The organism is Luteimonas terrae (assembly GCF_031457535.1).
Classification (GTDB): Bacteria; Pseudomonadota; Gammaproteobacteria; order Xanthomonadales; family Xanthomonadaceae; genus Luteimonas; species Luteimonas terrae_A.
This window is the reverse complement of the sequence record NZ_JAVDWO010000004.1, coordinates 83,842-103,928: the sequence shown is the minus strand read 5'-3', so window position 1 is coordinate 103,928 and position 20,087 is coordinate 83,842. Positions and strand designations below refer to the sequence as shown.

At 67.2% G+C, this 20,087-nt stretch carries 17 protein-coding genes; 3 read left to right on the top strand and 14 right to left on the bottom strand.

Translation table 11 applies throughout. The annotated features are described in order from the left end of the window. Positions 1 to 42: 42 nt before the first annotated feature. The 11 genes from J2W68_RS06100 to ndk all read right to left on the bottom strand — a co-directional run bounded on the left by J2W68_RS06100 (position 43) and on the right by ndk (position 11,227). The gene (locus J2W68_RS06100; protein WP_310233661.1) at positions 43 to 1,080 is read right to left on the bottom strand and encodes a DUF2272 domain-containing protein; all 1,038 of its coding nucleotides are present in this window, start codon (positions 1,078 to 1,080) and stop codon (positions 43 to 45) included. An 82-nt stretch (positions 1,081 to 1,162) separates the two neighbouring features. Further along, entirely contained in the window at positions 1,163 to 2,293 is a 1,131-nt protein-coding gene (gene moeB / locus J2W68_RS06095; protein WP_310233660.1) for a molybdopterin-synthase adenylyltransferase MoeB, read from the bottom strand. A gap of 410 nt (positions 2,294 to 2,703) precedes the next feature. Continuing rightward, a complete protein-coding gene (locus J2W68_RS06090) occupies positions 2,704 to 3,936 on the bottom strand; it encodes a molybdopterin molybdotransferase MoeA (RefSeq protein ID WP_310233658.1) in 1,233 nt (410 codons plus the stop codon). Next, complete coding sequence (gene mobA, locus J2W68_RS06085) at positions 3,929 to 4,516, bottom strand: molybdenum cofactor guanylyltransferase (RefSeq protein WP_310233657.1); 588 nt, start codon at positions 4,514 to 4,516, stop codon at positions 3,929 to 3,931. Before mobA ends, J2W68_RS06090 begins: the two co-directional genes overlap by 8 nt. Then, on the bottom strand, positions 4,513 to 5,925 hold the full coding sequence (gene der, locus J2W68_RS06080; protein WP_310233656.1) for a ribosome biogenesis GTPase Der: 1,413 nt from the start codon (positions 5,923 to 5,925) through the stop codon (positions 4,513 to 4,515). The genes mobA and der overlap by 4 nt, the downstream gene beginning before the upstream one ends. 111 nt (positions 5,926 to 6,036) lie before the next feature. Then, on the bottom strand, positions 6,037 to 7,257 hold the full coding sequence (gene bamB / locus J2W68_RS06075) for an outer membrane protein assembly factor BamB (RefSeq protein ID WP_310233654.1): 1,221 nt from the start codon (positions 7,255 to 7,257) through the stop codon (positions 6,037 to 6,039). Continuing rightward, positions 7,257 to 7,889 carry a YfgM family protein gene (locus tag J2W68_RS06070; protein ID WP_310233653.1) on the bottom strand — a complete coding sequence of 211 codons (633 nt, stop codon included), beginning with the start codon at positions 7,887 to 7,889 and terminating at the stop codon, positions 7,257 to 7,259. The genes bamB and J2W68_RS06070 overlap by 1 nt, the downstream gene beginning before the upstream one ends. A 105-nt stretch (positions 7,890 to 7,994) precedes the next feature. After that, positions 7,995 to 8,801: a helix-turn-helix domain-containing protein gene (locus tag J2W68_RS06065; RefSeq protein ID WP_430539678.1), complete on the bottom strand. Its 807-nt coding sequence runs from the start codon at positions 8,799 to 8,801 to the stop codon at positions 7,995 to 7,997. Between the two features lie 17 nt (positions 8,802 to 8,818). Continuing rightward, the gene (pilW, locus tag J2W68_RS06060; protein ID WP_310233647.1) at positions 8,819 to 9,631 is read right to left on the bottom strand and encodes a type IV pilus biogenesis/stability protein PilW; all 813 of its coding nucleotides are present in this window, start codon (positions 9,629 to 9,631) and stop codon (positions 8,819 to 8,821) included. Continuing rightward, positions 9,618 to 10,724 carry a 23S rRNA (adenine(2503)-C(2))-methyltransferase RlmN gene (gene rlmN / locus J2W68_RS06055; RefSeq protein WP_310233897.1) on the bottom strand — a complete coding sequence of 369 codons (1,107 nt, stop codon included), beginning with the start codon at positions 10,722 to 10,724 and terminating at the stop codon, positions 9,618 to 9,620. Before rlmN ends, pilW begins: the two co-directional genes overlap by 14 nt. A gap of 77 nt (positions 10,725 to 10,801) precedes the next feature. Then, a complete protein-coding gene (gene ndk, locus J2W68_RS06050) occupies positions 10,802 to 11,227 on the bottom strand; it encodes a nucleoside-diphosphate kinase (protein ID WP_133392641.1) in 426 nt (141 codons plus the stop codon). A 218-nt stretch (positions 11,228 to 11,445) separates the two neighbouring features. On the opposite strand from ndk, the gene J2W68_RS06045 reads away from it, so the two are divergent. From J2W68_RS06045 to J2W68_RS06035, 3 genes are all read left to right on the top strand, one after another. After that, entirely contained in the window at positions 11,446 to 12,066 is a 621-nt protein-coding gene (locus J2W68_RS06045; protein WP_310233645.1) for a TetR/AcrR family transcriptional regulator, read from the top strand. Positions 12,067 to 12,117: 51 nt separating this feature from the next. Continuing rightward, positions 12,118 to 14,490, top strand: a complete 2,373-nt coding sequence (locus J2W68_RS06040; protein ID WP_310233642.1) for a 3-hydroxyacyl-CoA dehydrogenase/enoyl-CoA hydratase family protein — start codon at positions 12,118 to 12,120, stop codon at positions 14,488 to 14,490. 159 nt (positions 14,491 to 14,649) lie between these two features. Continuing rightward, complete coding sequence (locus tag J2W68_RS06035) at positions 14,650 to 15,855, top strand: acetyl-CoA C-acyltransferase (protein ID WP_310233639.1); 1,206 nt, start codon at positions 14,650 to 14,652, stop codon at positions 15,853 to 15,855. A 151-nt stretch (positions 15,856 to 16,006) separates the two neighbouring features. Here the strand turns inward: J2W68_RS06035 and J2W68_RS06030 are convergent, their stop codons facing one another. From J2W68_RS06030 to J2W68_RS06020, 3 genes are all read right to left on the bottom strand, one after another. Further along, the gene (locus J2W68_RS06030) at positions 16,007 to 16,684 is read right to left on the bottom strand and encodes an OmpA family protein (protein WP_310233637.1); all 678 of its coding nucleotides are present in this window, start codon (positions 16,682 to 16,684) and stop codon (positions 16,007 to 16,009) included. Positions 16,685 to 16,830: 146 nt separating this feature from the next. After that, the gene (locus J2W68_RS06025; RefSeq protein WP_310233635.1) at positions 16,831 to 18,309 is read right to left on the bottom strand and encodes a WS/DGAT/MGAT family O-acyltransferase; all 1,479 of its coding nucleotides are present in this window, start codon (positions 18,307 to 18,309) and stop codon (positions 16,831 to 16,833) included. A 197-nt stretch (positions 18,310 to 18,506) separates the two neighbouring features. Beyond that, entirely contained in the window at positions 18,507 to 19,922 is a 1,416-nt protein-coding gene (locus J2W68_RS06020) for a cryptochrome/photolyase family protein (RefSeq protein ID WP_310233634.1), read from the bottom strand. Positions 19,923 to 20,087: the final 165 nt, after the last annotated feature.

Below are 20,087 nucleotides of genomic sequence, written 5' to 3'. Positions count from 1 at the left end.
CGCGAGCGCGCTCCTACAGGGCTTCATCTGGAAGCGGAAGCCTCACACCCCCGGACACCGAGGCAAGCCATCGCCCACACTGCACTCCACACAGCACGGTGCGGTCTGCGGACGCGGCGTCGACTGACCCGGCTGCAGCACATCCGGCCCGACCGGCATCGGCGCTGGCGCCACATACAGTCCGGGCGACGGCGACAGCGCAGCCAGTTCGTTGGCCGGCCGCAACTGCAACAGCACCGCCCAGTCCTGCCGGTTCGCATTGCAGGCCTCCGGCGCGTCGGGGCTGCACGGTGGGTCGTCGAGACTGCGCTGGGCCAGTGCGGCGAACTGCCCGCCCGCGGTCAACGGCATGAGCCGCATCGTGACGCCATCGAGCACATTGCCGCCGACCAGTTGCGCCTGTCCGCTCTCGACGCCGACCACGATGTCGCAATGCATGCCCAGCCCGCCATCCTCGCTGCTGAGCAAGTTGGCCAGGCCCGAGAAGCCGAACACACGGTTCGCGGCGCGCACGTAGCACAGCATGTCGCCGCGCGCGGGGCGCGAGGTCATCGGATCGGCGACGCGATAGGCGTTGGTTTCCGGGCTGCGATAGGCATTGCGCACGTAGTCGACGTGGCTTGGCGACCCACTGAAGCCCGGCAGCGTCGCGCGTCGCGCGACCCAGGACACGAACGCCGCCGACCACGGCACGTCGACCAGAAAACTGCGGCAGGCCGACGACGGCTGCTGGCTCGTCGGCGCGAACATGCAGTCGTAGGCGCCCGGGCGATGCTGGAGTTGCGACAGCTGATCCGCGCCGCGCCAGTAACCGGCGACGCGTCGCCAGGCCTGTTCGCCATTGGTCAGCAATGCGGTCTCGGCCTCGCGCACGGTCGAGCCGGCGTAGCGGCCCTCGACGTCGATGAAAGGCCGATGCCACAGCAGATGTTCTTCGCACGCGGCGGCGGCGAGCCGGGTCGCCGGATCGGGCGATGCGACCTGCGCGCGCAACAACGGGCAGGGATCGGCCGCCAGCGCGGTCAGCGGCGCGGACAGCAGCAGGCAGGCGAGCAGCAACAGGTGGCGCATCGATCGCATCGGGGGCATCCATTCCGCGCAGAACGCGCGGTCGGCGTCATCGTGCCCCAGTCGCACGTGAAGAGCGGGTCCGCTCGCGCGCTCAGCCCGCGCAGAACGCCGCGTAGTCGATGTAGCCGGGGAACGCGCGGCCCGGTGCGCAGACCGGACAGTCGGGATCGGGCGCCAGTCGCGTTTCGCGGAACTGCATGCGCAGCGCGTCGAATTGCAACAGACGACCAGCCAACGGCACGCCGATACCCAGCAACAGCTTCAGCGCTTCAGTCGCCTGCAGCAGGCCGATCACGCCCGGCAATACGCCGAGTACGCCGACTTCCGAGCAGTTCGGCGCAGCTTCCGCCGGCGGCGGTTCGGGAAACAGGCAGCGATAACAGGGGCATTCGCCGCGTCGGCGGCCGGCGTCGAAGACGCTGACCTGCCCGTCGAAGCGATGCACCGCGCCGTAGACCAGCACCACGCCGTGCAGCACGCAGGCATCGTTGAGCAGATAGCGCACCGGGAAGTTGTCGGCGCCGTCGAGCACCAGATCGACGCCATCGAGCAACCGATCGACGTTGTCGCTGGTCACGCGCTCGGCGACAGCTTCGATGCGCGTGCGCGGGTTGAGCGCGCCGAGCGTCGTTGCCGCCGACTGCACTTTGGGTTGGCCGATGCGGTCTTCCGCGTGCAGGATCTGGCGCTGCAGATTGCTGCGGTCGACCACATCGTCGTCCGCGATGCGCAGCGTGCCGACACCGGCCGCGGCGAGGTAGTACGCAGCCGGCGACCCGAGGCCACCCGCGCCGATGACCAGCACCGTCGCCTCGGCAAGTCGCTGCTGGCCGGCGAGGCCGATCTCGGGCAGTTTCAGATGCCGCGAGTAGCGCTCGTGGAAATCAAGATCGACGTCGCCGTCCGGCAGCACGGTGGGCAAGCCCTCGGCCTGCCAGGCGCTGGTGCCGCCGGCCACCGACACGATGTCGGTGTAACCGAGCGCGGCCAGCGTTTCCGCCGCCTGCAGGGAGCGGCGACCGCTCTGACAGATCAGCAGCAGCGGTGCCTGCAGGTCCGGCACATGGGCCAGCGGCGCGGCTTCGAGCACGGCGCGATCGATGCCGTCGGCGCCTTCGGCCATGCCCGTGAGCCGCTCGTGCGCGTCGCGCACATCGATCAGGCGCACGCCCTGCTGCTGGCGTTGCCGGGCCTGCGCCGGCGTGAGTTCCTGGATGGCCATGGCGCGATTATCGCGCGGAACGCAGCGGCCGCGCCTCGCTGGGCGCGCCTCGCGCGCGAGCGCGCTCCTACGAAAGGCCGCCCGTTCACCGGTGCGCCATTACGTGCGCTTCCAGCGCCGCCTTCGGGATGCGGAACGCGCGACTGCCGCCCCGGTTATCCCGAAACCCTGTAGGAGCGCGCTTGCGCGCGAATGGCATTATCGGGACAGCCTCATCGCGCGCGAGCGTGCTCCTACAAAGGCCGGCCGTTCACCGTTGCACCCTTACGTGCGCTTCCAGCGCCGCCTGCGGGATGCGAACGCGCGACTGCAGCGCCGGTCGTCCTGAGACCCTGTAGGAGCGCGCTTGCGCGCGAACGGCATTACCGGGACAGCCTCATCGTGCGCGAGCGCGCTCCTACAGAGCGGTGTCAATACGGCAGCACATCGACCGGCGTGCCCGTCGCGTACGCGCGCGGTCCCGCGTCGAGCACGATCAGCGCATCCGAATCCGCGGCGGCCTGCATGCGGTGCGAGCCGTCGGCCGGATTCGGTTCGACCCAGGAGATGCCGTCGTCATCGATCCACCAGCGGCCGCGCAGCAGTTCGAGACGTTCGTGTGTCTTGGTCCAGTCCGAGGCCAGCCGCGCACGTCGCAGCGCCCGCGGCGCCCTGCCCTGCAGGCCGTCGACCAGACGACGCCCGAGCGCAAGCCAGGTCGCGAGCACCGACACCGGATTGCCCGGCAGGCACAGGAACAGCGCCGGACCGAGCGTGTCGCCTTCGGCCAGCAGCAGCGGCATGCCGGGTTTCATCATCACCTTCCAGACCCGCACGCGGCCGCGGCGCTGCAGCAGTTCGGGCAACAGGTCCTTCTCGCCGGCCGACACGCCGCCGCAGGTCAGCACCAGATCGAAGGCTTCGCCGGCATGGCGCAGCGCCGAAGTCACCTGCGCTGCGTCGTCGGGCAGTGTCGGAAACGCGACTGGCTCGAGGCCTTCGGCGCGCAGCAGGCCCATCAGCTGGTCGCGGTTGGAGTTGTAGATCTGGCCCGGGCCGAGCGACATGCCGGGCTCGACGAGCTCGTCTCCGGTGGCGAATACCGCGACCGTCGGCCGCCGGACGACATCCAGCTGCGCAAGGCCCTGCGAAGCTGCGAGGCCGATGCGCGCCGGCGTCAGTGTGTCACCCGCGCGAAGCAACAGATCGCCGACGTCCGAATCCTCGCCGGCGCGGCGCACGTGCTGGCCCAGTCTCGGTGCGCCCTGCACGATGACATCGTCGCCATCGAGCGCGGTGTTCTCCTTCATCACCACCGTGTCAGCGCCAACCGGCAACGGCGCGCCGGTGGTAATGCGCACACAGCTGCCCGCTTCCACCGCCAGCGCGGTGTCGGGACCGGCGAACTGCTCACCGGTCAGGCGCAGGCGCGTCGGCGCACCATCCGTTGCGAGATCCGCGTGGCGCAGCGCGAAGCCGTCCATCGCCGAGTTGTCGAACGGCGGCTGCGGCAGGGTGGCGACGACATCGCGCGCCAGCACGTGGCCATGCGCGCGCGACAGCGAGACGGTCTGCGGCTGCAGGCGACGCTCGGCGGCGACGGTATCGACAATCGCGCAGGCCTGCGCGAACGGCACGCGGAACGGGAATGTGGGCTCAGTCATGAGTGACTCCGGCCCGGACCAGATCGTCGGGCGTGTTGAGGTTGCCGAAGCGGACCTGCGAGAAACGCAAAGTCCGCATGCCGAGTGCGCGCTGCAGACCGCGCACCGAGAAGTCGTCGCCGGTCAGCGCGTCAGCGGCCACCACGCGCAATGCCGCCACCGGCCACAGCGCGACCAGCGGCTGCAGACCATCGTCGTCCTCGGCGCTCGCGCCGGTGTCGCCGGCTCCATCGATCAATCGCGCCAGCACCGGTGCATCGACATGCAGCGCGTCCACCGGCAGCGTGAACAGCCACGGCGTCGTGGTCGCAACCGCGAGCGCGTCGAGACCTGACAGGGGGCCGGTATCCGGATGACGATCAGGGATCGCGTCGATGTCCGCGTCGGCGTACCGCGGCAGCTCGCGATTGGCGCTGACCAGTATGCGCGAGGCATGCGCGGCGAAACGTTCGCGGAGTCGTTCGACCTGCGGCACGCCTTCGCGCCGCAGCCAGGCCTTGTCCAGGCCGCCGAGCCGCGTCGCCCGACCGCCGGCCAGCAGGCCGACGGTCAGCGTGTCGCGGGACGGCGGCGGGATCACTTGCGCTTGACGTGCCGGATCAGTCGCTTCTTCTTCGCCAGCTGGCGATCGTTGAGCACGTTCTTCTTGTCCTTGTAGGGGTTGTCGCCCTCCCGGAACAGGAAGCGTACCGGCGTGCCGACCAGCTTGAAGCGCTTGCGGAAGAAGTTCTCCAGATAGCGCTTGTAGCTATCGGGCAACGTCCGCAGGCGATTGCCGTGGACGATGATCGTCGGCGGGTTCTCACCACCCGGATGCGCGTAACGCAGCTTCGGCGCGTGGCCGCGCACGACCGGCGGCGGATTGGTCTCGTAGGCGATCTCGAGTGCCTTGGTGACTTCCGAGGTGCCGAACTTGTAGTTGGCCGACGCATGCGCGCGGTGGATCGCCTGGAACAGTTCGCGCAGGCCCGAGCCGTGCTTGGCGCTGATGCGCACCGCTTCGGCCCAGGGCACGAATGCCAGCTTGCGCGACAGCAGCGCTTCGGTCTGCTCGCGCTGGTAGTCGGAAAGTCCGTCCCACTTGTTGACCGCGACGACGAGCGCGCGCCCCGAATCCAGCACCGCGCCGAGCACGCTCGCATCCTGGTCGGTCACGCCCTCGCTGGCGTCGATCATCACCACCGACACCTGCGAATGCTCAATCGCCTGCAGCGTCTTGATGATGGAGAACGTTTCGACCGCCTCGTCGACCTTCGACTTGCGGCGGATACCGGCCGTGTCGACCAGGCGGTACTTGCGACCGTCGCGTTCGAGATCGACCTCGATCGAATCGCGCGTGGTGCCGGCCACTTCTGAGGCGATCATCCGCTCCTCGCCGAGGATGCGGTTGACCAGCGTCGACTTGCCCACGTTCGGGCGGCCGACGAAGGTCACGCGTACGCGGTCGGGATCGCTGTCGAGCTGTTCGGACTGTCCTACTTCCGGCAGCTTTTCGAGGATCTCGTCGACCAGTTCGTCGATGCCGTGACGATGCGCCGACGAGATCGCGTGCGTGTCGGAGAAGCCATAGCGCGAGAAGTCGGCCTCGGCCGCGCGCGCATCCAGCCCGTCGGTCTTGTTGATGACCAGGAAGGTGGGTTTGTCGATCTTGCGCAGCCAGCGCAGGATCTCGTCGTCGAGCGCCGAGGCACCCTCGCGGCCATCGACGACGAACAGCACGAGATCGGCTTCGGCGGCGGCGGCGCGCGACTGCTTCGCGGTCGGGCCAGCCAGGCCTTCGCTCTCGAGATGCGTGTTCTCGCCGGCGATGCCGCCGGTGTCGACCAGCGCGAACGGCACGTCTGGGTTGAGCCGGCACACGCCGTAATGGCGGTCGCGGGTGACGCCCGGCTCATCATGGACGAGCGCGTCGCGGGTGCGGGTCAGCGCGTTGAACAGCGTCGATTTGCCGACATTGGGGCGGCCCACGAGGGCGACGAGGGGAAGCATGAGGCGGATTCCGTTCGAATGGGTCTTGCGTGTTGCGCGGATAGGCCCGGACGCACACGGCCCCGGGCAGGTGGACTGCCCGGGGCCGTCATTGTTGCACTTGCAGCTGAATTACTGGGCCAGGCGCCAGGCGGTCACGTCGCCATCGACGTTCTGGACCACCAGCACGCCGTCGGCGACGACCAGCGCACCGCGGATCGGATCGCGGCCAGCGCGCTCACGGGCAACGAATTCGCCGTCGTCGAGACGCATCCAGTGCAGGTAACCGTCGAGATCGCCAACCACGGCGTAGTCGCCCTGGATCGCCGCACCGGTCAGGTTGCGACGCGCGAGCGCCGGCTGCTGCCATGCGGCCGTGCCGCTGAATTTGTCGAGTGCCCAGACCGTGCCATTCGAGTCCGTGACGACCACGCGCTGCGGCGACAGGCCCGGACGGTTGGCACCGCCGTGCTCGCTGACCCACAACGGACGGCCGCTCGGGCCTTCCAGCGCCATCGTGCGATGGCGATAGCTGCTGGCGAACAGCACGGCCTCGTCGAGCACCGGAGTGCCGTCGACATCGGACATGCGTTCGAGTTCGGTGCGGCCGTCGGGCTGGGCCACGGCCTGCTCCCACAGCGTACGGCCGTCGGACAGCGACAACGCGGCGATGGTGCCGTCGTCATTGCCGACGAACACGAAACCCGGGCCGAGCACAGGCGCGTCGTTGCCACGTACGGTCAACGAGGGCATTTCCCGCACCCAGAACCAGCGGCGCTCGCCGCTGGCGACGTCGAACGCGGTGACGCGGCCATCATTGGAGCGCACCAGCACCACGCCCTGCCCGATCGCGGGCGCAGCGATGATCTCGTTGGAGACCTTGGCCGTCCAGCGCTCCGCGCCTGTTGCCGCATCGAGCGCCACCACTTCACCATCGAGGCTGCCGGCCACGACCAGACCCTCACCGACGCCAGGGCCGCCGCTCAGCCGCAGGTCCGAGTCATAGCGCCACACCGACGCGCCGGTCTGCAGATCGAACGCACGCACGCCGCCCTTGATCGCGGCGACGTAAACCCGGCCATCGGCCACGGCCGGCGACTGGCGCACGCCCAGACGACCTTCACCCTTGCCGGCATTCGCCGACCACAGGCGCGACACGCTCAGCGTCTCGGTGATGTCGGTCAGCGGCGCAGGTTCGGACAGCGCTTTCGCGTCGGCCTTTTCGCTGTTACCGAACCAGCCGCGCACGGTGCTGCAGCCGGTGACGGTCATCACGCAAAGCGCAATCGCCGCGATCCGCGTGAAACGGGCCGGCGCAAGGGAAGACGCGGCGCGCGCGATCTGGTCGGTCATCAGGATTCAACCTCGGGTTCGTCCGGCGTACCGCCGACTTCGGAAAGCTTGAGTTCGAGCAGGCCACGCTGTTGCGCGGCGCTGTCGAGCTGGCGCAGGGCCTGCGCGTAATCAGCGCGGGCCTGCTCGGTCTGGTTGAGAGCAAAATGCGCGTCACCGCGCGCTTCGAGCGACACGGGATCGTCGGCATCGGCGAGCAGCTTGATCGCGTCTTCGCCGCGACCGGCGTCGGTCAGCAGGCGCGCAAGACGCTGCTGCACCACCGCCGCAAGACCGGGCTCGGCGCCCTTGACCGCTTCGAGCGTCGCGATTGCAGCATGGCGATCGCCTTTGTCGACCTGCGCCTTGGCCAGCTGCAACGCCGCCAGTTCGCTGTACGCGGTATCGGGCAGCCCGGCCACCGTCTGGGAGGCCTTGTCGAATTCGCCGGAACGGATATCCAGCAACGCCGACTGATAGGCCGAATGCTGCTCGACGGCCTGCGAATGGGTGCGGTTCTTCCAGTACTGCCAGCCACCGATCAGTGCGGCGCCCACCACGAGGCCACCCACCAGTCCCAGACCGTTGTCGCGAAGCCAGGCCTTGACCCGCTCCCCCTGTTCGCGCTCGTCCAGCAACTCGTCAATCGCCATATGGTCTCTACGCCCGCTGTCGAAGGCGGGTCAAACGGATGAAAAGAAGATTCGCGGCACCACCCGCTGTTGCGGGTGTCCGGAGCCTGGCGCGGTCGCCCGGACCTACTCGGCAGCCGGCGCCAGCGCGCCGTCGGAGGATACCGTAAAGCGTGCCACGTTGGCCCGCTGGAACCGGGACAGATCCTGAACGTCCCCATCGCGTGAGACTTCGACGGCGTTGGCATTGCCGAGCTTGACGCGCGCGACCGTGCCCGCTTCGAAGCGGCGTTCCTGGCCGGCCTGCACCAGCGCCTGTTCGACCGCGACGCCGTCCGGGCCGATCACCTCGATCCAGCTGTCGCCGCTGAAACGCATCACCAGATCCGCGCTCGCCTGTGTTTCGAGATCGCCTGCAGGCGCTGCGGCGGGTGCGCGCTTGGGCAATGCGCCCAGCGACGCGGTGACCGGTGTCGGGCGCGCAGGACGCGTGTCGACGGGCGACTGGCTGCCATCGAGGCCCAACGACGCGGTTTCCACAGGCCTGCTGTTGTCGACATGGGAACGTGTTGCCACCCAGACCGGCACCGCAATCAGCGCCGTGATCACGACATACACCGCCCGGCCCATGGCCTTGTCGAGCATGCGCTGCATCGGCGGGGTGTAGGTGCGCGGCGTCAGTTCGGGCGGACGCACGCTTGCGTCGGATACCCCGTCAGCCAGCGATTCGGGCAGCTTCAGCAATCGCAGGTAGCTGCGCAGTTGGCCGCGTATGAACACCGGTGCGCCGAGGCGTGCCCAGTCTTCGGCCTCCAGCGCCTCGACAACCCGCAACTGCATGCGCAGGCGGGTGGCGACGTCGGCGATCGTCAGTCCGGTCTCCATGCGTGCCTCGCGCAGACGTTCTCCGACCCCAGGCGAAGACGCTGGCATGGTCTGGCTCGAAGAACTCATGGTGGACTGGTTTCCCTTGGCTGTAGGTTCGGTGCAGACGGAAATTCCGTTTGCAAGCGTCGCTGGTATCGGTCGGCGGCCCCTGTGTCGCCGAGCGCGGTTTCAATCTGCACCGCAAGTTGCAATGCTGCCGCAGTTACGGGGGCCGCGGCAAGCCGTCTCTGCGAAAAAGCCCGTGCATCGAAGTAACGGTGCTCGCCGACGAGGTATCGCACCATCGCGTCGAGTGCGACGAGATTCTCCGGATCGAGCTCCAGCGACGCCCGCAGGTCGCGCTCGACGCGCGCCGTATCGCCTGCGGTCATCGCACAGACGCCCGCATTGGCCAGTGCGCCGGAAGGATCTCCGTATGCAGGATCGCGCACTGCAGCGTCGAAGTAGACCAGCGCATCGGTCGCGCGACCATTGCGACACAACCAGGTGCCGTAGTTGTTGAGGTAGGCGCCCTGGTCCGGCGCGCGCTCGGTGGCGGCCTTGTAGTAGCCGCCGGCCTGCGCGCTGCGACCGCGTCGGTCTTCGATCACCGCGAGCAAAGTATTGGCGTCGGCTGCCGTGCCCTCGCCTTTCAGCGCATCGCGCGCGGCGCTGGCCGCTGCGTCGAAATTGCCGGCCGCGAACTCGCGGGATGCGATCGCCAATTGCTGGCGCGTCGCGTCATTACGTCGCGACTCGGCATTGCCCCGGATGTTGTAAGACGGCGGCTCCGGGCGATAGTCGCTCTTCGCGCTCGGCTTGATGAATGTAAGACGTGAGCAGCCGGCCACTGCCAGCAGGAGAACAATGCAGACGGCAGCTTCAGGCAGCCGCATCGACACCTGGACCGCCCTGCGCTTCGAGACGCTTGAGATGGTCGGCCTGGCGACGCGTGCGATCAGCCACCTGGCCCTTGAGCTGGCCGCAGGCTGCGTCGATGTCGTCGCCGCGGGTCCGGCGCACCGGTGCGATACGGCCCGATTCGTTGAGCAGCTTCTGGAACCGGCGGATCGTCGCATCGTCTGGGCGCGCGTAGCGCGTGCCCGGGAACGGGTTGAACGGAATCAGGTTGACCTTCGCCGCATCCTTCATCTGCAGACGATTGTCGAAATCGCGCATCAGCCGGGCCAGCTCACGCGCGTGCTGCGGCTGGTCGTTGACGTCCTTCATCAACGTGTACTCGAACGTGATCGAGTCGCCGCGTTTGCGCTGTGCATAGCGCGCGCAAGCTTCCATCAGCTCGGCGATCGGATATTTCTTGTTGAGCGGCACCAGTTCGGTGCGCAGCGCGTCGTTGGCTGCGTGCAGCGAAACCGCCAGCGACACATCGCTGACCTCGCCCAGCTTGTCGATCATCGGCACCATGCCGGCGGTCGAGAGCGTCACGCGCTTGTTCGCGAGACCATAGCCGAGGTCGTCGCGCATGATGCTCATCGCGCGGACCACGTTGTCGAAATTCATCAGCGGCTCGCCCATGCCCATCATCACGACATTGGTCAGGCGGCGCTGCTTGTGCGGCACGTTGCCCAGGTGCCTCGCCGCCACCCAGACCTGGCCGATGATCTCGGCGGTCGACAGGTTGCGGTTGAATCCCTGGGTTGCGGTGGAGCAGAACTGGCAATTGAGCGCGCAGCCCACCTGCGAAGACACGCATAACGTGCCGCGCGATTTGTCGGGGATGTAGACGGTCTCGATCGCATTCTTGCCGTCCATCGCCAGCAACCACTTGTGGGTGCCGTCGATGGAAGGCTTCTCGAACTGCACCTGCGGTACGCGGACTTCGGCATGCGCCTCGAGCTTGGCGCGCAGCGCCTTGCCCAGGTCGGTCATGTCGTTGAAGTCGGTGACGTAGCGGTGGTGGATCCACTTCATGATCTGGTGGGCACGGAAGCGCTTTTCGCCGAGGGTCTCGGCGAAAAAGCGCTCCATACCCTCGCGGTCGAGGTCGAGCAGGTTCTGCTTGGCGACGGTGGCGTCGATGGCAACCTCGGTCACGATGGCATCACTCAGCGGGAAACGACTTCGTCGTTCTTGAAGAAGTACGCGATCTCGGTCTGCGCATTCTCGACCGAATCCGAGCCGTGCGCGGCATTGGCGTCGATGGAGTCGGCGAAGTCGGCGCGGATCGTGCCCGGCGCAGCGTCCTTCGGGTTGGTGGCGCCCAGCAGGTCGCGGTGCGCGGCCACGGCGTTCTCGCCTTCCAGGGCCTGGATCATCACCGGGCCGGAGGTCATGAACTCGACCAGCGCGCCGAAGAACGGACGCTCCTTGTGCACGGCGTAGAAGCCTTCGGCTTCCTCACGGGTGAGCTGCTTGTACTTGGCCGCCACGATCTTGAGGCCCGCCTTTTCGAAGCGGGAATAGATCTCGCCGATGACATTCTTGGCAACGGCATCGGGCTTGACGATGGAAAGAGTGCGCTCGAGCGCCATCTGGTGTTCTCCGGTCTGGAATGGGGCCGTCCACTCCGGAACGGCCGAGTCTACATGGAAAAACCCGCGCCGAAACGCGGGTTTAGCCAACATGGCTGCGGCAATTCTAACGTATCCGCTGCAACTTCGCCGGTTGCGGGCAGGTCATCGGTCATTGACGCGTCAGCCGCCTGGCCCTCAGAATCCAAACAAGCGTTTGATCGAGGTGCACGTTCTGCGTGGCCAGCACTGTCCAGTTTTCCACCAAGGACAAGATCCTCGGCGCTGCCGAAGAACTGTTTGCGACCCACGGGTTCGCGGGCACATCGTTGCGCCAGGTGACCAGCCGGGCGGACGTGAACATCGCGGCGGTCAACTACCACTTCGGCAGCAAGGAGAACCTCGTCAACGAGGTGTTCCGCCGCCGGATGGATCAGATGAGCGCGCAGCGCCTCGCCCAGCTCAAGCGTGCACAGATCGAGGAGCCCGGCGAGATCGAACCGATCATCGCCGCTTTCGTCGAACCCGCGCTCGACATGGCCAGCGGACGCGCCGGCAGCGGCGCCTTCGTCCGGGTCATCGCCCGGGCTTACGTGGAGAAGAACGACGCCCTGCGCAAGTTCCTCTCCGAACAGTACGGTCATGTGCCCCGTGAATTCGCAGGCGCCTTGGCCGCCTGCCTGCCCGGCCTCGGCAAGGCCGAGCTCTATGGCCGTCTCGATTTCCTCGCCGGGGCCCTGACCTACGCCATGGCCGATTTCGGTCTGATCAAACGCCCGCCGGGCACCACCGAACATGCGCACCGCACCCGGATCGCCGGCGAGCTGATCCGCTTCGCCGCGGCCGGGTTCCGCGCCTGACCACCAGCCCGGCCCACGCCGGGCTTCTTTCGAAACAAAGGGATGGAGCAAATGTCTGAGAAACTGCTTGTACGTCGCGCCGCCGTTCTGGGTGCGGGTGTCATGGGCGCGCAGATCGCCGCGCACCTGACCAACGCCGGGATCGACACGGTCCTGTTCGACCTGCCGGCCAAGGAGGGCGACAAGGACGGCGTGGTACGCAAGGCACTCGCGAACCTGGCCAAGCTGAGCCCCGCCCCGCTGAGCAGCAAGTCGCTGGCCGAATCCATCGTCCCGGCGAACTACGAAACCGGCCTGGCCGAGCTCGAAAGCTGCGACCTGATCATCGAGGCGATTGCCGAAAAGATGGACTGGAAGCAGGATCTCTACCGCAAGATCGCTCCGCACGTGCCAGCACATGCGGTGCTGGCCAGCAATACCTCGGGCCTTGGAATCAATGCCTTGGCGGATGTTCTTCCCGAAGAACTGCGCCATCGTTTCTGCGGGGTGCATTTCTTCAACCCGCCGCGCTACATGCATCTGGCCGAACTGATCCCGGCGAAGACCACCGACAAGTCGGTGCTCGAAGGCCTCGAAGCCTTCCTGACCACACAGCTCGGCAAGGGCGTGGTCTACGCCAAGGACACGCCGAACTTCATCGGCAACCGGATCGGCGTGTTTTCGATCCTGTCGACGATCCATCACACCCAGGAATCGAATCTCGGCTTCGACGAGGTCGATGCGCTGACCGGTCCCCTGCTCGGCCGTCCGAAGTCGGCGACCTATCGCACCTCGGATGTCGTCGGTCTGGACACGATGTCGCACGTCATCAAGACGATGGCCGACACCTTGCCCGAGGATCCCTGGCACGAGTACTTCGCCTCGCCCAAGTGGCTGACCGCGCTGATCGACAAGGGCGCGCTGGGCCAGAAGACCGGCGCCGGCATCTTCCGCAAGGCCGGCAAGGACATCCTGGTCCTGGATCTGGAGAAGCAGGATTACCGCGCGTCCGACCGCAAGGCCGCCGACGAGGTCGTCGTGATCCTCAAGAGCAAGGACCCGGCCGAGCGCATGGCCCAGCTGCGCGCCAGCGAACACCCGCAGGCGCAATTCGTCTGGTCGATCCTGCGCGACCTGTTCCACTACAGCGCCGTGCACCTGGAAGACATCGCCGAAACCGCGCGCGACGTGGACCTGGCGATCCGCTGGGGCTACGGCTGGCAGCAGGGTCCGTTCGAACTGTGGCAGGCCGCGGGCTGGAAGCAGGTCGCCGACTGGATCGCCGAGGACATCGTCGCCGGCAAGACCATGAGCAGCGCGCCGCTGCCCGACTGGGTGTTCGACGGCCGCGAGGGTGTGCACGCCGCCGAAGGCAGCTACAGCCCGTCCAAGAACGCCAAGTTGCCGCGCTCGGCGCTGCCGGTGTATCGCCGCCAGCGCTTCCCCGATCCGCTGCTGGGCGAGCGCTTCGAGCAGGGTGAGACGGTGTACGAGAACGACGGCATCCGTCTGTGGACGGACGGCGACGACATCGGCGTGATCAGCTTCAAGACCAAGATGCACACGGTCTCCGACCACGTGCTCGACGGCATCCAGGAAGCGATCGGCATCGCCGAGCAGAAGTTCAAGGGCGTGGTGATCTGGCAGCCGAAGGAGCCCTTCTCCGCCGGTGCCGATCTGGCCGGTGCACTGGGCCTGCTGCAGGCAGGCAGGGTCGACGCGTTCGAGGCGATGGTCGAGAACTTCCAGAAGACCAGCCAGCGCATCAAGTATTCGCTGGTGCCCGTGGTCGCGGCCGTCCGCGGTCTGGCGCTGGGCGGTGGCTGCGAGTTCCAGATGCACAGCGCGCGCACCGTCGCGCATCTCGAAAGCTACATCGGCCTGGTCGAGGCCGGCGTCGGCCTGCTGCCGGCCGGTGGCGGCCTGAAGGAGCTGGCTGTGCGTGCGTCGGAAGCCGCGGGTCCGAATGGCGATGTGTTCGCCGAGTTGAAGAAGACCTTCGAAACGATCGCGATGGCCAAGGTGTCGAACTCGGCGGTCAATGCCAAGGAACTCGGCCTGCTGCGCAATGATGACATCGTGACCTTCAACGCATTCGAACTGCTGCACGTCGCGCGTCAGCAGGCATCGGCGCTGGCCGAAGCCGGCTATCGCCCGCCGCTGCCAGCGCGCGCGATTCGCGTTGCGGGCGACGTCGGCATCGCCACGTTCAAGATGCTGTTGGTCAACATGCTCGAAGGCCGTTTCGTCAGTGAGTACGACTACGAGATCGCCGAGCGCATCGCCACCGTGCTGTGCGGCGGCGACGTGGACCGCAACGCGGTCGTCGATGAGGACTGGCTGATCCGCCTGGAGCGCAAGCACTTCGTCGAACTGGCCCAGCAGGAAAAGACCCAGGCGCGCATCGGGCACATGCTCAAGACCGGCAAGCCGCTTCGGAACTGAGGTTCCGCGGGATTCGGAATTGGGGATTGGGGATTCGGAACAGCGGCCCCTTTCTCTTCATCACTACTTACCGCCGGAGGCGGGGCAAGGTTCGGACATCGGAGTTCGTTTTTCGAATCCCGAATCCCGACTCCCCAATCCCGGCGTTCGGAGAACGCAATGAGCAAGCAGATCCAGGACGCCTACATCGTCGCCGCCACCCGCACCCCGGTGGGCAAGGCGCCGAAGGGCGTGTTCCGCAACACCCGTCCCGACGACATGCTGGCGCACGTGCTCAAGGCCGTCGTCGCGCAGGCGCCGGGTATCGACGTCAACCGCATCGATGACGCCGTGATCGGCTGCGCGATGCCCGAGGGCGAGCAAGGCATGAACGTCGCGCGCATCGGCGTGCTGCTGGCCGGCCTGCCCGATACCGTCGCCGCGCAGACGGTCAACCGCTTCTGTTCGTCCGGCCTGCAGGCGCTGGCGCTGGCCGCCAACGAGATCCGCCTCGGCAATGCCGACCTGATGCTCGCCGGCGGCACCGAGTCGATGTCGATGGTGCCGATGATGGGCAACAAGGTCGCGCTGAGCCCGAGCGTGTTCAAGGACGACCACGTCGCGATCGCCTACGGCATGGGCATCACCGCCGAGAAGGTCGCCGAAGAATGGAAGGTCTCGCGCGAGGACCAGGACGCGTTCGCCCTCGCCTCGCACCAGAAGGCGATCGCCGCGATCGAGGCCGGCGAGTTCAAGGACGAGATCAGCCCTTACGAGATCGTCTCCCACCAGCCCGACCTCGCCGGCAATGCGGTGCGTCTGCGCAAGCTGCTGGTCGACACCGACGAGGGCCCGCGTCCGGATTCCTCGATCGAGGGCCTGGCGAAGCTGCGCCCGGTGTTCCGCAACGGCCAGTTCGGCGGTTCGGTGACGGCGGGCAACAGCTCGCAGATGAGCGATGGCGCGGTCGGCATTCTGCTCGCCTCCGGCCGCGCGGTGCAGGACTACGGTCTAAAGCCGCTGGCGCGTTTCGTCAGCTTCGCGGTCGCCGGCGTGCGCCCCGAAGTGATGGGCATCGGCCCGATCGCGGCGATTCCCAAAGCCTTGGCGCAGGCCGGGTTGACGCTCGACGACATCGACTGGATCGAGCTCAACGAAGCCTTCGCCGCGCAGGCGCTTGCGGTGATCCGCGACAGCAAGCTCGACCCGTCCAAGGTCAATCCGCTGGGCGGCGCGATCGCGCTGGGCCATCCGCTGGGCGCGACCGGTGCGATCCGCACCGCGACCATCGTCCACGGCATGCGCCGTCGCAAGAAGCGCTACGGCCTGGTGACGATGTGCATCGGTACAGGCATGGGCGCGGCGGGTGTGATCGAGGCGCTCTGAGGTCAGCGGTTGCCCGTAGGAGCGCGCTCGCGCGCGATGGGGCCCTCGGTGTCGAGCTGTCCCGGCAAAGCGTTTCGCGCGCAAGCGCGCTCCTACAGAACGAAAAAAGCCCCGGCACTGCCGGGGCTTTTTCGTTAGACGCTGGAGCTGATTACGACTGCAGCGGAATCACGCGGATCTCGACGCGGCGATTCAGCGCGCGGCCCTGATCGGTGCTGTTGTCGGCGATCGGACGCGTTTTGCCGAAGCCAACGATCTCGAAGCGCTGGCGCAGCAGGCCCTGGCCGATCAGGTAATTGCCCACCGAATCGGCGCGCTGCTGCGACAGACGCTGGTTGACGGCGTCGGAACCGACGCTGTCGGTATGGCCGGAGATCTCGACGATCGTCTGGTCGTATTCGGCCAGCGTGCGCGCGACATTGTTGAGGGCCGGATAGAACTGCGACTTGAGATCGGCCTTGCCGAAGTCGAAGGTCACCCCGTCGGGCAGGTTGAGCTTGATGACGTCACCGTCGCGGTCGACCTGGATGCCGGTGCCCTGGGTCTGGCGCCGCAGTTCTGCTTCCTGACGATCCTGATAGACACCAACCGCGCCGCCAGCAAGGCCACCAACGCCGGCACCGACCATTGCGCGCTGACGACGCTCGGTCGCGTCACCGCCGCTGAGCAGGCCAGCGACAGCGCCGATGCCCGCGCCGATCAGCGCGTTGTTGCGGGTGCGGTTCGGATCGTCCGGTGCATTCGTCTGGCCCGTGTAGGTGGCGCAGCTGGACAGCAGCAGCGTGCTGGCGAGCGCGGTGGTGAGGCCTGCAGTGGTGAGTCGGCGCATGATGTCGGTCTCCTGGTATGGCGCGGGCGGTGGTGCCCGGAACCCTCAAATTGGAGCCGAACTTAGCGTGTTCAGAATGCACAAGGGGTGACGGGCTGCACGCCCGGACGGACATCGTTCAGCGCCGATGCCCGCACGACGCCTCGTCAGCCGAGCATCGCATCTGCCGCCTCCGCATCCAGGGCCTGCGACCAGTCGCCCATCATCGCCAGATACAACAGCGCATCGAACTCGCGGCGGAAGTGCGCGATCACGGCGTCGGGATCCGGCACCAGCCGCGCATCGGCGACCAGCCCGAAATGCACACGATCGTTGTAGCTCAGGATCGACAGCCCGACGCCGATCGAACCGGTTTGCGGCACCCAGAACATCATCTCGCGCAAGGCGCAGCCGGCCAGATACAGCGGCTGCTGCGGGCCGGGCACATTAGTCGCTACGGCAGAGGCCTTGCGGCTGAAGAGATCGAGCGCGATGCCCTGCGCCGCCTGGGGCGCCATGCCCAACGCGGCCAGCAGACCGAACGCGACGATCGCCTGGCGAGAGCCCTTGAGCTCACGCATGCAACTCGCCACGCGTTCGAGCCTGCGCGCAGGGTTCGCTTCGCCAACCGGTAGATCCAGGAACACCAGCCCGAAATGATTGCCAAGCTTCTTTGCGTGCTCCAACGGCCGCAGATTGACCGGCACCGTCGCGCGCAGCGTCATCCCGTCCGGATCAGCGCCGCGTTCGCGCATGTAACCGCGCAGCGCACCGGCCGCCGCGGCCATCAGCACGTCATTGACGGTGCAGTCGAACGCTCGGCCGACGGCTTTGACTTCGTCCAGGCACAGCGGCTCGGCCCAGGCGACGCGCTTGCTGACGCCGAGTTCGCCGCGCAGCAGCGAGGGCGGATCGTCGGACAGCGACAGCGCGTACAGCAGTTCGCGGGCGATCTCCCCGCCCTCGCGCGCCAGCATGTTGGCCAGCGTCGGATCGCGATACATCGCCATGCCGCGGTCGATCACCTGCCCACCGAGTTTCCGGTAACGGGCCACCGCGCCGACGCGTCGCTCCACACCGGCGCCGTCGGCCTTGAGCCAGGCCTGTGTCAAGGTCTCCGTCGGCTGCGGGTGCCGCTCGGTATCGGTCAGCGACAGCAGCACCTGCACCAGTGCGATGCCGTCGGCGTAACAGTGATGGATGCGCGCGACCAGGGCGGAGCCCCCGGCATAGTCTTCGATCAGGTGGAACTGCCATCGCGGCTTGCCTGGATCGAGCGGCGTCGAGGCGAGTTCACCGGTGAAGGATTCCAGTGCGCGTTTGTCCTCGAGCGCGCTGCTGTCGCGTCCCGCGCCCGGCAAGGCCGCGCGCCGTACATGCCAGTCGAGATCGAAGTGCGCATCCTCGATCCAAGTGGCTCCGGTCGCAGCGTCGACGGCCTTCTGACGAAACCTCGCGTAGGCAAGGAAGCGTTCGTCGACCAGTCTGCGCAAGGCGTCTACCGACATCCGCTCGGTGAACACCAGTACGGCGGTGATCATCATCGGATTGGTCGCCCGCTCCATGCGCAGCCACGCGGTGTCGACCCGTGTCATCGGCTGCCGGCGCAGTCGCCTGCGGCGTGGTGGTGCGGTGGTTTCGGCCATCTCCCCTCCCAAGAAGTCAGCCGAGCGAGTGGATCATGCGGCAGCGGCAGGGTCAACGCGCGATCAGAAGCCGTTCGATGTCCGCCGCGGGCGCAGCCGGAAGCTCGAGGTGGTGCGCAGCGCATGGACACCACATACGCGGTCCGAGCACCGCACGCGTGCCGGCTGCCAAGCGCGGCGTGACGTTGAACCGCGCCTCAGCGCGAGGTCTGGTAAGCGGCCAGCGCGGCTTCGCGGCCTTTGGCCAGATCGACGATCGGTGTGGACGGGTAATCCGGCGCGACGGACTTCAATAGGTCGGGATCGGTCCACGGACTGAAACGCAACGGCACCGGCAGCCCGGCGAGTTCCGGCACCCAGCGCGCGATGTAACTGCCGTCGGGATCGAATTTCTGCGCCTGGGTGACCGGATTGAACACGCGGAAATACGGCGAGGCATCCGCGCCCGTGCCGCCGATCCATTGCCAGCCCAGCGTGTTGTTGGCCAGATCGGCATCGACCAGCGTGTCCCAGAACCAGTGCGCGCCTTCGCGCCAATGGATGCGCATGTGCTTGCACAGCCAGCTGCCGACGATCATGCGCACACGGTTGTGCATCCAGCCGACATGCCAGAGCTCGCGGAGGCCTGCATCGACGATCGGGACCCCCGTGCGCCCCTGCCGCCAGGCGTCGAGCGCCGCCGGTTCGAGGCGCGCCCATTGAAACCGCTTGAAACGCGGATTGAAGTCCTGCTCGGGCGTCTTCGGGAAATGGTGCAGCAGGTGATGGGCGAACTCGCGCCAGCCCAGTTCGCGTACGTAGGCGTCGATGTCGGGCGCTGTGGATGCGTTGCGCTCGGCCTCGAGCGCGGCGACCACACGCCAGGGGGCGATCTCGCCGAAATGCAGATGTGGCGACAGACGCGAGGTACCGGCCTGGTCGGGGCGATCGCGACTGGCGCGGTAGCCGCGCAGCGCACCGTCGATGAAGACATCCAGCGCTTCGTGCGCGCCTGCCTCGCCCGGTTCCCAGAACTCCCAGAATCCGGCGTCCCACTCCAGCATCGGCGCCAGGTGCAGATCGTCGAGTGCAATACCGGACGGCCCCTCGTCCACAGCGGGCAGCGTGCGCGGAGCGTCCCAGGTGTCAGGTAGATGCAGCTCGGTCAGCGCCTTGCGCCAGAACGGGGTGAACACCTTGTATGGCCCGCCTTGCCCGGTCTGCAACGACCAGGGCTCGAGCATCAGAGCGCCGTTGTGGCTCTCGGCGCGTACGCCCGACTCGCGCAGCGCGCGTTTGATTCCGGTGTCGCGCGCTTCGATCGCCGGGTCGTAGCGCCGGTTCCAGAACACGGCCTCGGCCTTGCAGGTATCGACCAGCGTTTCGAGGGTGGCGTGGGTCGGGCCGTGGAACAGGCGCAGGCGGCTGCCGCGCTTGCGCAGCTCGGCATCGAGAGCGGCCAACGAGCGGTGGCGCCATGCGTTCGAGGCCGCGCCCGGGGGCCATTCACCCTCTTCGTCGGGTGCGTGTATGTACACGCAGACAGGCGCGAGGCCTGCATCGAGTGAGGCGCGTAGGGCCGGGTTGTCATCGAGTCGCAGGTCGTTGCGGAACCAGACGATCGCGTTCGCCAAAGCGCTTCTCCCCCTCGCGCCGAATCGTGCGGCGGACATTCTCTGAATACGCGTGAGGATCGTGAGAAGCCGGTGCGCTTCAAACCACGACGCACGCAGGCCTGTGATCGCAGGCCAGTGCCTGCGGTCCCCTCGGATCGGATCGGTCACAATATCGGGCTTGCG